Origin of the sequence: Rheinheimera texasensis DSM 17496 (assembly GCF_000711985.1) — a bacterium.
In the GTDB taxonomy this organism is placed as follows: domain Bacteria; phylum Pseudomonadota; class Gammaproteobacteria; order Enterobacterales; family Alteromonadaceae; genus Pararheinheimera; species Pararheinheimera texasensis.
The window spans coordinates 166,172-179,834 of the sequence record NZ_JONU01000008.1 but is presented as its reverse complement, the minus strand read 5'-3'; the positions used below and the strand labels follow the sequence as shown (position 1 = coordinate 179,834).

Here is a 13,663-nt window from a genome sequence, read left to right as displayed (position 1 = left end):
CCGGATAAGCTTAAAAAGTGCTTTATTTTTAGAGTGATGCTCTGGTAAAAGCAACCTTTTGCCAAAGATGGACAAAGTTCTATGCATCACATTGTGTTGCTGGATGCGGACACGCTGCAAGGCGTGGATTTATCGCTACTGCAGCTCCCCGGCTGTACCCTGCAGCTATACCCATCAACTACAGCCGCAGAACTGCCGGCCCGGCTGCAGCAGGCCACTGTCGTGATCAGCAATAAAGTGCTGCTCGATGCCGCCATGCTCGCGCAGGCTCCGCAGTTGAAGCTGATTTGTGTCGCCGCAACCGGCACCAATAATGTCGACCTGGCGGCCGCCACCGCCCGCAATATTCAGGTTTGTAATGTGCGGGATTATGCGCTCGATGCCGTGCCGCAACACGCCATGGCGCTGCTGTTGGCGCTGAATAACCAGATTGTGTTGCAGCAACAGGCGGTTTATCGCGGCGACTGGAGCCGCAGCCCGGTGTTTTGCCTGCATCAGCAACCGATCCAAAGTCTGGCTGGCAAGATTTTTACCGTGGTGGGTTATGGCGGGCTAGGTCAGGCCACCGCGGCGTTAGCCCGGGCTTTTGGCATGCAAATCTGTGTGGCGGAACGACCGGATGCGCTAACCATCCGGCCGGGCCGGGTGCACTTCCGTGACGCACTGGCCCAGGCAGATGTGTTAAGTCTGCATTGTCCGTCGGTTGCCGGCGCATCGCCGTTACTTGGCGCAGAACAACTGAGCTGGCTGAAACCTCAAGCCTTGCTGATTAATACAGCGCGCGGTGCGCTGATTGATGAAGCGGCACTGCTGCAGGCGTTACAGCAAAAACAACTGGCTGGTGCCGCGTTAGACGTGCTTTGCACCGAGCCGCCAGACCTGAATCACCCCTTCTTGCGGACCCGACTGCCAAATCTGTTGCTGAGCCCGCACCTGGCATGGGCGACCACAGAATCTATGCAACGACTGGTTGGCCAGCTGACGGAAAATATCCTCGCATTTAATGCTGGCACCCCGGTACGGACATGCAATATCATCGATACTTGTCCCTCTTCCCGGAGCTGCTGATGCGTTTGATTTGCCTGATCCCTGCCCTGTTCTGGCTTAGCCATGCGACTGCACTGGATTTTCAGGCCGAACGCAAAAACATCGAAGCCGACGCAAAAGCCACGGTGAATAAACTCAGTGCGCTGCCTGCCGCCGGGCAAACAGCTGAATACTGGCTGCTGCTCAGCTATGGCTACATGAAGCTACTGAATAAAGAAGGGGCTCTCGCTGCGGTTAATAAAGCACTGGCCGGCACGCTCAGTGCGGTACAGAAAGTTGAAGCACTGCACCACAAAGCCTTGGTATACGGCATTATGTTCCGTGACAGCAAGGCTGCGCTGGAACAGCTAAAGCTGGCTGAAGCAGCGCTGGATTCATATCATGGCGACGACAAGCCAGAACTGCAAACAAGTCTTTATGAGAGCTTTGCTCAAGGTTACAACCAGCGTGGTGACATTACCCAGGCGTTAAAATATGCCGAACTCAGCGTGGCCATAGCGACTGAGTTCCTGCTGGAAAATGCCGAGTTAAAAAGCCGCATCACGGCTGGCCGGCTGGCATTGCAACAAAACAACTTCACGCTGGCACAGCAGCAGCTGAGCCGGGCGTTAGAACTTGCACAGCGCAGCGGCGATAAAGCATCCATTGGCTCCATCCATCTGCGTCTGGGCATGGCCTATGACAAACTGGAACTTTATGCTTTAGCTGGCGACCACCTGCTGCAGGCCGAACAGTTTTTGCAGATGCCAGAGCGACGTAACCAGCTGACGACGGTCTTTTTGACCCAAATTGAACACTACAGGCAAACAGGTGAACTGAGCAAAGCCGCAGCTACCGTCGAAAAAGCGCAAAAATTGCTGGCCGAGCTGAAAGACCCTTATCTGACCGCCCAATTATTATCTGCCGAAGCACAGTTATCGCTGGCACAGCAGCAACCGGCTCAGGCAGAACAGCAATTCCTGAAAGCTGCGCAGCTGTTTCAGCAGCTCGGTAACCGTAGCATGCAACATGAAACCAGCGTCGCCCTGACTGAAGTGGCCTTACAACAACAGCAACTGGCCAAAGCCCGGGCTTATCTGCCGCAGGATTTGCAAATCGACCAGCAACCGGTGTTTTTACAACGCAAATACTGGGACGTACTGTCGCGGATCCATGCCAGCAGCGGCGAATGGCAACAAGCGTATCAGGCAGCTGTCGCGGCCAGCAAAGCACAATTCGAGATCCAGGCGAATCAACAGCGACAACAGCTGCAACAGCTCAGTGCCGACTTGCAACAACAGCAACAATTGCAACACACAGGCTTGCAACACAATCAGTGGCAAACCAGCACCTGGGCATTACTCGTGACCTTACTGGCCAGCTGGCTCGGTATCGGGGGAGTTCTGCTGCGGCGCCAACGGCAACAGCTGGCAGCGCCTACCGGGCAGGTCTGGCTGAGGGATTGGGCCGAATTTACCCGGCAGCTGCGCAAAGATCAGCAAAAGGACGCGTCAGTTTGTTTATTCGCCGTCCAAATCCAGCAAATCAGTGAATACAAACTGAAAGCGGGCGAACAAAGACTGCGCAAAGCTATCCGTCGTCTGCTGGAGCAACTGCGCGGGCCGCAGTTATTGGATTCTACAGTCCACACCGATGTACTGTGGTTATCGGTGCGCCAGCCTGACGAACAATGGCTGCAGCAACTGCAACAAGCCTTACTGGGTATCCAGCAACAATTGCCTGAGCAGCCAGCCATGCGGATTTGGCAGGGCCAGCTCGGGACTTTGCTTGGCAATGACTGGCAGGAAGCGGACCTTAACGGCTTACGGGAACTGGTCTGGTACAGCTGGCAACAGCAGATTGCAACGCCAGCTCAGATTTTATATTTCCAGCTGACCGCAACCCAGCCGGCACCATGCAGCTGGCAGGCAGATAACTTACGCCAGGATATCAACAATGCTCTGACGCTCGGATTGTTGCAGCTGCAATTCCGGCCGCTGACGCCACAGGCGCAGGGCGCCTCAACGTAATAAAGTGGCTGGGACTGCGTATTCCCGCAAGCCTTTGCCCGGTAACTCAAACGCCAGTCGCACGGCTTGCAGCGCAAGGCCGGCGGCGTCCTGATTACCCTGTCCATATTGCGGGTCACCCATTACCGGATGACCCACTGCCGCAAAATGCCGGCGGATCTGATGTTTACGCCCGCTAATCAGCGCCACATCAAGCACAGTGCGTGGCGGGTTCTGTAGCTCAGCAGCGAAATTAAACCTGGTACAACAGGCTTTGCCATCCAGCGGAAGACTAATTTCTCCTTGTTGCAACAAGGCAGGTAGTACTTTTCCTAAGACTGTGATGCGATAAGTCTTGCTGATGCGCTGCTGTTGGATCAACTGACTTAAAGTCGCTGCCATCGTTTTGTGATGGGCAATCAGCACCAGCCCGCTGGCTTCCCGGTCCAGCCGGTGCAGCAAAAACACCGGGCGCTGATTAGTAAAATGTTGTTCAACCTGTCGCAACAACGCCAGATGATCGCCCCATTCATTACCTTGCGACAACAGACCTGCCGGTTTAAACCAAACGCTGTAACTACGTTCATCGGCAAGCAACACCGGCTCGGGCGCTTTACGCTGCAGAATATCCTCATCATAATGCAGCTCCAGCACAGCCCCGCTGCTCACTTCGCTTTGCGCCCGGCGCAACCTTTTATGTTGCTTGCCTTGCACCAGCTGCACTGCGCCTTTATTCATCGCGTCTTTCAGCCGGCCTTTGGAAAGTTCCGGACATGCCTGAACCAACAAATCTATCGCCTGACCGGGCGCAGTGACCGGGATGCGTCGGGTTAATTTCATAAATAATTCAGCTTTTTAACAATAATTCAGCAGCCCTGCAGCAATTCAGCCGGGATTCAGAGCCTGGGGACGAGGATAATACCAAAGCCCCCGGAGAATCAGCTATGAAAAACCGTCTGTTTGCCTGTTTAATCGCGTTGACCAGTTATCAGTTATCTGCCGCAGAACTGACAGAACAACCACTCCCAACCCGCGAAATGCATCTCGATGCCAGCGTCGCCGCCGCCAATACTGATGCGGCGACAGCCCCGGCCGCCATCACACTGAATCAGGATTTCAGCAGCTCGACCTGGTTCGACTCCATTGATTTAACATTAAAAAACGATCGAGATGGCGATCGTTTTTATTCACACCTGTATGTCCGATTTGATGCCAACACTCAGTTCAGTGAACAGCCTGCTTATGCTGTTTACAGTTTGATTGGCCCGGGTGTAAACCGGATTTTTCACACCAGCAGTATTTTTACTTTGTACGGTAGTAGCCGCAGTGACTGGCTTGCGATTGACACTGATATAACAGACTTACCCCGAGGGTATTTCAAACTCAAAATTGAATTGAGGGATGCCCGCGATGGCAGAACTTTAGCCATCATCACCGGTAACGAAGCTGCAGCACTTAATAATATGGCACTGGAGGACGTCTATGCCGACACACCCGTCAGCGTCATAGTGCATGAAAGTTCGGGTGGCAGTCTTGGCTTTTTCTGGCCAATCGCATTAAGCTGGCTGTATCTGAAACGCCGGACTCATCGCCAGTGAAACGAGCTCTATGTTTTGTGTTGCTGCTCAGCTGCAGTACTGTATCCGCACAGATGCAGCTGCAGCGCATCAGTGAAGGCCAGACGACTGAATTCATTTATCAGATCAGTGCCAGCTCAACCTTAAGCTTTAAACTCGACAACAAATTACTCAATCAATATCGCGGGATGCGGCGTTATATGCCGCACATGGCAGATCAGGCCGTCAGACACGCATTGCTGCGTAAGGCTGCAGCATTGCAACACAATGGCGCCCGGGTCCAGTTCTCACCGCCGAATTTACCTCTGCAATATAGTGTCCAGGCTGCTGAACCGGAAAAAGCCCGGGAGATGATGGCAACATTGGCTGCAGAACAACAGAAAGCGCTGAATGACTATCTGGCAAAAGGCTATTATTACCTGCTCGATGACCCGATCAAAGGCAAAGGCGTGATCCCGGACCACCTGCTGTTTATGCAGGACGCACTCGGGCAACTGCAACCGGTCGCCGACGCTTTTATCGCCAATTATGGCAAAAACAATATTCGCCAAATTGCCGCGCAGCTCACTGCCTGGGTCCAGCAAATTCCGTATCGCGATCTCGATAACCGCATCGAATCCAACGGCAATGGCTATGCGCCGCCGGTGCAGCTCATTTTTGATCACAGCGGTGACTGCGACAGCAAAGCCGTATTGTGGGCAACCGTGATGCGACTGATTTTTCCAACCCTGATGATCAAAATCATCTATCTGCCCAATCACGCGGTGATAGCAGCGCAAGTACCGGCAACAGATACAGAACAAGTGATTGATTTTGCCGATTCTTCTTTACTGCTAATCGACCCGACCGGACCAGCCCAGCTGAAGCTGGGTCAGGTTGGTGCAGAATATCAGGCGGCCTTGCAAAGCAAACAGTTTAGTCAGCGGACTTTTCCAACCCTCGATCCCTGAGTTGTTCAGCTTGTTTAAAGACTGAATCCCATTCCACAGGCACATGGCGCACGCCTTGCACATCGCCCCGTTCCAAGCGGGCAATGTGGATCAATAGCCGGGCAAATGGACGCAACACTTTGCGTTTAAAGCGGGTCAGCATATACAAATATAACAGCCACATAGGTACAAGATACAACGCCACTTCGGTTGCAAACCGCAGCAATTCAGCCTTAGTATCGGCGGCGCTGTCAGGCTGGATGTGCAATGCAAAGGGCAAAGCTTCCAGATGCTGCAAGCTGTCATTCTGATCCGAACCATTATAACTGCTGCTGTCTGCCAGCTGACCATCCTGTGTTGCCAGCAGAACCTTACCCACTTTATCCATCAGCATCAGCATTGCGCCATGTTGTGTCATTTTGACTTGCTGCAGCATTGACAATAAATCTACTTCCAACAATAAATGGCCGACCAGATTTTTGTCCTGCCGCACCGGAATATGCAGGGCGTAACGCTGTTTAAGCTCATCCAGCACCAGCATGTTAGCTGAGGTGCTGTTCAGCTGCAGATGGGCCATTGCATTGATTTGTTTTGCTGCAATAGTCGCCAGTTCCACCGATCGCGCGTCAGCGTCAGTAAAATGGACCCACTGTTGTCCTTCCGAAATATACGAAATATTCAGCAGGTAGCGGCTGGTTTTAAGCTGCTGCCGAAACCAAGGCTCCAGTTGATTCAACATTGAGATTTCATCTGCCGACAACGGCTTCGCATTATTATCTTGCTCAGTAACTTTCAGTGCCATTTGCTGTGCGATTAATTGCGGCACTGCAGTCGCCGGCTTTTGCAGCAACTGGCCTGCTTCGTGTTGGAAGACAGTGGCCAGATGTAATAGTGGTAACAGCTGATGGTCGAAATCGGCGGTCGCCGCGTTAAGCTGCGCCTGGCGCAGATCGAGCCGTTCAGACAATGCCACCAGGTAATCCAGCAAGGCCATGGCAAATGCCAATACAAGCAACAACACAAAACTGTTGCGGCGGAGTCGTTTTTGTTCGTTTAACAGCGGGTTGCTAATTTTCATCCGTAATTAATCTTTTTGAGAGTTGAAATAATCGTTGGCTGAGTGAGGCAAGCCCCTGACTGAAAGTCCAGACCAGTTGCTCGTCTTCATCGCCTTCCAGCGCGATTGGCTGTGCGGTGTACCAGAGTATTGACCGCTGTTGCAGATGAGGTTGCCAGCGGGCACGGTTTTCCAGCCGCAGCATCAGCAGCGAATTGGCAGGTAACTGCTGTTCCGGCTCAAGCAAAACCGGCACAAAGCCAAGTACGGTAAGCTGCTGTTGCAGCAACCAATCTTCAATCGGGTCATTGGCTTCAAAAAACACCGGCCAGGCGACAGGCCTGAGTACCACGGCCTCTTGCACCAGCAATGCCTGCTGCAGATCTCGGCTTAAAACCGGTTTAACGACCAGGCGCAACTGAAATTGCTGCTGTAAATCCAGCCATAGTAACGGGTCACGTACCAGCACCAGCACAGACAATTGCGGAAAATAGCGCCGGACCACCTGAAATACCTGTGCAGCAATTTGCAAATCCGCGTTGATAAAACTTTCATCCAGGATGAGATAATCCAGACGGGCATCGTTTTGTACACTGCACCACTGCATAAACTGCGCGGCATCGTCCAGTGGCATCAGTGCCAGTCCGGTTTGTTTTATCATTCGACGGTACAGCTGTTGGGCATCACCCGGCGGACACAATAACAGCGCGGCGCCGTCGACCAGCTGTAATTCAGACCCTGCAACGACAGGAGCCCAAATCTGGAGCGGTAAAGTCAACAACAACTTATTACCGCTGAATTGCTGTTGCGCCGCACTCAGATGGCCGCCGGCTGCCTGTAGCGCGCGCAGTGGCTCTGGCCATGTCGCAGTATCTGTTCCGGGTTGTAACAAGGTCAACCACTGTCCGGGGGCCACGGTTTCTCCGTCATCACAGATCTCAAGTTGTATCTGCTCTGTTGTCGTAAGCAGCGCTTTGATAAGCACTGTGCTGACGTCATGTTGTTGCGTGCGGAACTGGACAACCCACTCCAGCGCCGCACGCAGTGCTGTGGTATCAAGCGCCGCCCATGCCGGAATGTCGGCGGCCATCTCAAACAACACCGCTTTTGCCGGCAGCTGTAACTGCACTTTGCTTAACCAGATACTGAGCTGCAAACGCAGCTGACAACCCACAAGCCCATTTTTCTCACCCGGCCGCTGCTGCAGCCAGCACGCAGACGCTGCACGCAAAGCCGGATCAGTGCACGACTGTGACATCCAGGCATGCATTAATTGTGTTGCCGTTGCTAACGACGATTGCATTTCTGGCTCTACAGGCGCGATTGCACTGATGGGTTCAGTCGAAGCCATTAATTCAGTTTCACGATTTGTCTGCTCGGGCGCACTGGCCGACTCGTTTGCTGCGATTCCTGCCGGCTCAGGATCGGGCAGCTTGACCACTGTGATATCTTGTACCCGAACACCCCGTTGAATTAACCAGAACAACACCAATAACACGGCACTCAGTGCCGACAGCCCGGCCAGCAAATACTGCCGCAGCTGTTTACGTTGCTGTTGTAAGCCGGATAAATCACGTTCGGCCACCAGATACGCCTGCCAGCCATCTGACCAGCGCCAGCTGGCAACACTGGGCCTGCCAAGATAGTTGGGTACAAATAAAGCGGTTTGTCCCTGCTTGGTCGCAGTCATGGCTTGCGCCAGCGGCGTCGCGGGCCAGGCCATGCTGCCGTCATAGCGCTGATGACTACGCGTCAAATCTTCCGGTGGTCGCTTCAGCTGAAACTTCAGGCTTTGGTCATCCCGCAGATCAGTCAGCCCAAAACGCGCCAGTAACGTCTGTTGATAACGACTCGGCGACACCAGTTGTCCGGTCGCAGACACTAATAAAATTTCGCCGGCCGCTTGTTGCTGGGCTTTCAGCAGTTTCTGTTTCAGTGCCGCCAGATCAAACCAGAACAACAGATGTTGTGCATTGAATTCCAGATGCACCGGCGCCACCCATTGTGCCGGCAATACCATAGGTGTCAGGAACTGATGATTGCTGCTGAAATCAGTATTGGTGATTGCAAACAACTGACCAGCAGCACTGTTACTGAGCCGCACCGCCCGGCCACTTTCATCGAGCAGCGCATAGCCCAGCAGGGCGTCAGGCCAGGGCGCATGCTGGATTTTGTCATCCAGTTCCTGCCAGGGGTCGTACATTACATTATCAGTGGATGGCGGCGTCGTTTTCGCCAGATCGGCGCGCAGATAATCCAGGTGCAGACGGTAATTGCGTTGCCAGTCTTCCAGCAACACTTCGCTGCGTTCCAGTTGCAGACTTAATTGACTTGTCAGCTGGGTTTGCTGACTCTGGTTGGTCTGTAACCAGACCCAATACCCACAGCCCCACAAAAAACTGAGCGACAAGATAAAAAACAGACTGGACCAGGAAAACAGTTTCACGGTGGGGAGGCATCCTTGTGCACGTTGACTGACGAAACAACAGACTGACTAGCCTAACGGATTACGCCGGCAAGTCAATCTGTTAACATCTGTAAAACCGCTACAGATTCGCCTCGGCAAAGGACGCCAGCCGGCTGCGCACCACGCCATTGAGGTTGATGGTGGTACTGCCCTCAAAGTTTTTGAAGCGCTCGACGATGTAGGTCAGACCTGAAGTCACTGCGGTCAGATAGTTGCTGTCGATTTGCGACAGGTTGCCTGAGCAAATCAACTTAGTGCCTTCGCCACAGCGTGTGATGATGGTTTTCAGCTGTGCCGCGCTTAAGTTCTGACACTCATCCAAAAGCACTATCGCATTCTGAATACTGCGACCACGCATAAAATTCACTGACTTAAACTGAATATTGGCTTTGTCCATAATGTAGTTAACGCTGGCATGCGGATGTTCGTCGGTTTTGTGCAGCACTTCCAGCGAGTCGGTGATGGCAGCCAGCCACGGCGCCATTTTCTCTTCTTCTGTACCTGGCAAAAAGCCTATAGATTCAGCGATTTCCGGCGTGTTACGCGTGACAATCACTTTGTCATACATGCCACGTTCAATCACCAGCTCCAGCGCCGCAGCCAGCGCTAATAAGGTTTTGCCGCAACCGGCAGGCCCCGTCAGGATCACCAGGTCCATATCCGGGTCCAATAACGCATTGAGCGCCATCGCCTGATAGACATTTTTCGGATGAATGCCCCAGGCATGGCGGTGCATCAGCCGCTCGAAACCTAAATCCAGCACTTTGATTTGCTGGTCCATGATGGCGACCACGCGGCCGGCAAAAGTTTCGTGTTCATCGACCAGATATTCGTTGATATAAGCGTTTGGCAATAAATTACGTGGCAAATAATGGTAAGTTTCGCGGCCTTCGTTTTCGCTGCGGCAATCTTTGACCTGACTCCAGAAATCGCCGGCGAATTTAAAATAACCTTTATATAAAAACCGCACATCGTCGATCAGCTGGTCGGTGCGGTAATCTTCCACCAGCTTTAAACCAGCGCCTTTGGCTTTGAGGCGCATATTGATGTCTTTGGTCACGAGGATGACTTTGACCGGGGCTTTTTCCCGTTGCAAAAACAAAGCGGTATTGATGATCAGATGGTCATTTTCGCCGCCGGGCAAGCCGGGAATTTGGTCGCTGATATGATGGTCGTTGACGATAAACAAATGGCCGCTGGCTTTGCGCTCACCATGTTGCGGCAATTGTACCCCTTGTAGCATTTGCTCCGGTGAAGCGTCTTTTAACACGTCTTCCAGCGCGCGGATCGCGACGCGGGCTTCACGGCTGACATCTTTGTGTTTGTCTTTAATATGGTCTAATTCTTCTAGCACTGTCATCGGGATGACGACGTCGTGTTCCTGAAAGTTTAAAAAAGCGAAGGGTTCGTGCAGCAGGATGTTGGTATCGAGGACGTAGATTTTTATGTCTTTACTTCTTCTTCGCGCCATATGCAGCTCCTTAGCAGCGGAAAATAAAACCCGGCGGGTTCCTGTTTAATTTAGAGCAAGAATCTGTGCCATGGATGACAATCTTGTGACGATATAAAGCTTTTCATTTATGACTCGGACCGTGCTGAAAAATTCCCGCTATGGCGGATGCAGTTTGCCGGGAATTTCAGTACCATAGCGCCCCTTTTCAGAAGTGACCCGGATAATGATGAAATTTGCCCTTGGACAGCGCTGGATCAGCGACGCGGAATCGGACTTAGGTTTAGGTACAGTAGTCGGGATCGACGGCCGGATGGTCACTATCCTGTTTCCAGCCAGTGGCGAAACCCGGCTCTACGCCATGAATGAAGCGCCTTTGACCCGGGTGCAGTTTAATCCGGGCGACACGGTCAAAAGCGCGCAGGAATTCAGTTTGCTGGTGGAGCGCGTCGAAGAAGTGAACCAGACACTGGTTTACCACGGCGAGCGCACCGACAACGGCGAAGCCGTCAGCCTGCGCGAAACCTTTCTTGACCATTTCATCAGTTTCAGCTCGCCACAGGACCGGCTTTTCACCGGCCAAATCGACCGTTTTGACTGGTTCACACTGCGTTACCACAGCTGGCAACATGTGCATCAGCAACAACGCAACCCGCTGCGTGGCCTGATGGGTGGTCGTTTAAGCCTGATTCCGCATCAGCTGCATATCGCCAACGAAGTGTCGCAGCGCCATGCGCCACGGGTATTGTTGTCGGACGAAGTGGGCCTGGGCAAAACCATCGAAGCCGGCCTGATTATCCATCAGCAGTTATTGTCAGGCCTTGCCAGCCGTGTGCTTATTGTCGTGCCCGAGTCGCTGCAACATCAATGGCTGGTCGAGATGCTGCGGCGCTTTAACCTTAAATTCGCCATTTTTGATGACGAGCGGCTGACTGAAGCCGCCGCTGACGGCGGTAATCCGTTTGAAACTGAACAGCTGGTGCTGCTCAGTCTGGATTTCCTGACCCGGAAAAAAGCCGCCTTTGAAGCAGCCGCCGAAACGCACTGGGATTTGCTGGTCGTTGACGAAGCGCACCACTTAAGCTGGAGCGAAACCGAAGCCAGCACTGAATATCAGCGTATCGAAACGCTGGCGCAGGATACTCCGGGCGTGATTTTATTGACGGCAACGCCGGATCAGCTTGGCCATCAAAGCCATTTTGCCCGTTTGCGGCTGCTCGACCCGAACCGTTTTTACGACTATCCGGCCTTTGTTGCCGAAGAACAGCAGTATAAAGCCGTTGCGACACTGGCCCGCGCGCTGCAACAGGAAGTTCCGTTATCTGCCGCCACAGCCAAAGCACTGCAACAACTGCTGCAGGAATCGGATATCAGCCAGGAACTGGCACTGTTAACCAGTGCAGCAGCCGACACCGAACGCGATCAGGCGATTGACAGCTTACTCAGCAAGTTACTGGACCATCACGGCACAGGCCGGATTTTGTTCCGCAACACCCGCTCAGCGATCGCTGGTTTCCCCAAGCGTCAGCCGCACTTTATCGGTTTAACGCTGCCAGAGCAGTATCAGAATGCCATTAAAGTGCAGCTGAGCTTTATGGCAAACCAAAGCGATGAATTTAAAGCGAAAACTCTGTTATTTCCGGAGCGGATTTATCAGGAATTCGAAGGCAGTAAAACCAGCTGGTGGCAGTTTGACCCCCGCGTTGAAGCTGTGATTGCGCTGATTAAACAGCACAAATACAAAAAATTCCTGGTGATTTGCGCCCACGCCGATACGGCCATTGCGCTGGAAGAGGCGATGCGGGTCAAAGAAGGTATTCGCGCCGCCGTATTCCATGAAGGCATGTCGATTTTTGACCGTGACAAAGCTGCCGCTTATTTCGCCCAGGATGACCAAAGCGCCCAGGCGCTGATTTGTTCTGAAATAGGCTCTGAAGGCCGTAACTTCCAGTTTGCCCATCATCTGGTACTGTTTGATTTACCGCTGAACCCGGATTTGCTGGAACAGCGGATTGGCCGCTTAGACCGGATAGGCCAGACGCAGGATATTCAGATCCATCTGCCGTATTTTACTGACCAGCCGCAGCAGCTGTTGCTCGACTGGTATCATCAGGGCTTACAGGCCTTTGACGCGACCTGTCAGACCGGCGGCGCAGTCTATCAGCAAATGCGGGCGCGTTTGCTGCCTTTATTGGCTGTGCCAGCTGCTGACAACGCGGCCGTCACCAGCTTAATCGGCGACACTGCAGCACTGAATCAGCAGCTGAAACAACAGCTGGAACAAGGCCGCGACCAGCTGCTGGAACTTAATTCCAGTGGCCGCGGTTTGGCGCAACAGCTGGTCGAGCAAGTCCGGGCGCAGGATGATGCGACTATTCTGCCGCTGTATATGATCAAAGCCTGGGATTTACTCGGCGTGCAGCAAGATGACCGCAGCGACACCAGCATCATTCTGACGCCGTCCGAGCACTTGCAAGGCCATTACCCGATGCTGGATGAAGACGGCATAACTGTGACTTTTGACCGAGCCACTGCGTTGGCGCAGGAAGATATTCAGTTCTTAAGCTGGGACCACCCGATGGTGCAAGGCACGCTGGATATTGTCACACAGGAAACCATGGGCAACAGCTCGGCTGCACTGTTACAGAATAAACAGCTGCCGGCCGGTACCTTTTTTGTTGAATGTATTTATTTAGTGGAAGCCACTGCCCCGGCCGAGTTACAGCTGGGCCGTTATCTGCCACCGACGCCAATCCGCTTATTGCTGGAAAAATCCGGCAAAAATCTGGCGCCGAATGTGCCTTTTGACAACTTCAACCGTCAACTGAAGCCGGTTGGGCGCCAGACCGCAAGCAAACTGGTTGGCGCTTTACAAAGCACCATTCACCCGCTGCTTGGCAAAGCTGAAGCTTATGCTGACATTCAGCTGAAACATCTGCAGCAGGAAGCGCTACAGCTGATGCAGACTCAGCTGCAAGCACAGCAGGAACGGCTGCAGGCGCTCGCCAAGGTGAACCCACTGGTGCGACCGGAGGAGATTGCCCACCTGCAGGACCGTCAGCAACAGCTCAGCCAATATATTGGCAAAGCACGGCTGCGGTTTGATGCGGTACGGGTCATTGTCGTCAGTCACGAATAAGAGACGCTG

Annotated in this window: 9 protein-coding genes; 5 read left to right on the top strand and 4 right to left on the bottom strand. The window is 53.1% G+C overall.

Annotation, left to right across the window (positions count from 1 at the left end; genetic code table 11):
- The first annotated feature begins 81 nt into the window (after positions 1-81).
- Together Q399_RS0106735 and Q399_RS0106730 are read left to right on the top strand one after the other, a co-directional pair.
- Complete coding sequence (locus Q399_RS0106735; protein ID WP_051685824.1) at positions 82-1,068, top strand: NAD(P)-dependent oxidoreductase; 987 nt, start codon at positions 82-84, stop codon at positions 1,066-1,068.
- Positions 1,068-3,056, top strand: a complete 1,989-nt coding sequence (locus tag Q399_RS0106730) for a hypothetical protein (RefSeq protein ID WP_031567012.1) — start codon at positions 1,068-1,070, stop codon at positions 3,054-3,056. Before Q399_RS0106735 ends, Q399_RS0106730 begins: the two co-directional genes overlap by 1 nt.
- Here Q399_RS0106730 and Q399_RS0106725 read toward each other — a convergent pair.
- Complete coding sequence (locus Q399_RS0106725; RefSeq protein WP_031567009.1) at positions 3,048-3,875, bottom strand: pseudouridine synthase; 828 nt, start codon at positions 3,873-3,875, stop codon at positions 3,048-3,050. The two genes, Q399_RS0106730 and Q399_RS0106725, sit on opposite strands and share 9 nt — an antisense overlap.
- A gap of 104 nt (positions 3,876-3,979) precedes the next feature.
- On the opposite strand from Q399_RS0106725, the gene Q399_RS0106720 reads away from it, so the two are divergent.
- Complete coding sequence (locus Q399_RS0106720) at positions 3,980-4,633, top strand: choice-of-anchor H family protein (protein ID WP_031567007.1); 654 nt, start codon at positions 3,980-3,982, stop codon at positions 4,631-4,633.
- Positions 4,630-5,562, top strand: a complete 933-nt coding sequence (locus Q399_RS0106715) for a hypothetical protein (RefSeq protein WP_157836247.1) — start codon at positions 4,630-4,632, stop codon at positions 5,560-5,562. The genes Q399_RS0106720 and Q399_RS0106715 overlap by 4 nt, the downstream gene beginning before the upstream one ends.
- Here the strand turns inward: Q399_RS0106715 and Q399_RS0106710 are convergent.
- The 3 genes from Q399_RS0106710 to Q399_RS0106700 form a co-directional block, all read right to left on the bottom strand.
- Positions 5,528-6,619, bottom strand: coding sequence for a hypothetical protein (locus Q399_RS0106710; protein ID WP_031567003.1), 1,092 nt, complete (start codon positions 6,617-6,619; stop codon positions 5,528-5,530). The genes Q399_RS0106715 and Q399_RS0106710 overlap by 35 nt on opposite strands.
- Positions 6,609-9,044: a hypothetical protein gene (locus Q399_RS0106705; protein WP_031567001.1), complete on the bottom strand. Its 2,436-nt coding sequence runs from the start codon at positions 9,042-9,044 to the stop codon at positions 6,609-6,611. Before Q399_RS0106705 ends, Q399_RS0106710 begins: the two co-directional genes overlap by 11 nt.
- A 100-nt stretch (positions 9,045-9,144) precedes the next feature.
- Positions 9,145-10,536, bottom strand: a complete 1,392-nt coding sequence (locus tag Q399_RS0106700; protein WP_031566999.1) for a PhoH family protein — start codon at positions 10,534-10,536, stop codon at positions 9,145-9,147.
- Between the two features lie 205 nt (positions 10,537-10,741).
- Here Q399_RS0106700 and rapA point away from each other — a divergent pair, with 205 nt between their 5' ends.
- A complete protein-coding gene (gene rapA / locus Q399_RS0106695) occupies positions 10,742-13,654 on the top strand; it encodes an RNA polymerase-associated protein RapA (RefSeq protein WP_211253226.1) in 2,913 nt (970 codons plus the stop codon).
- Positions 13,655-13,663: the final 9 nt, after the last annotated feature.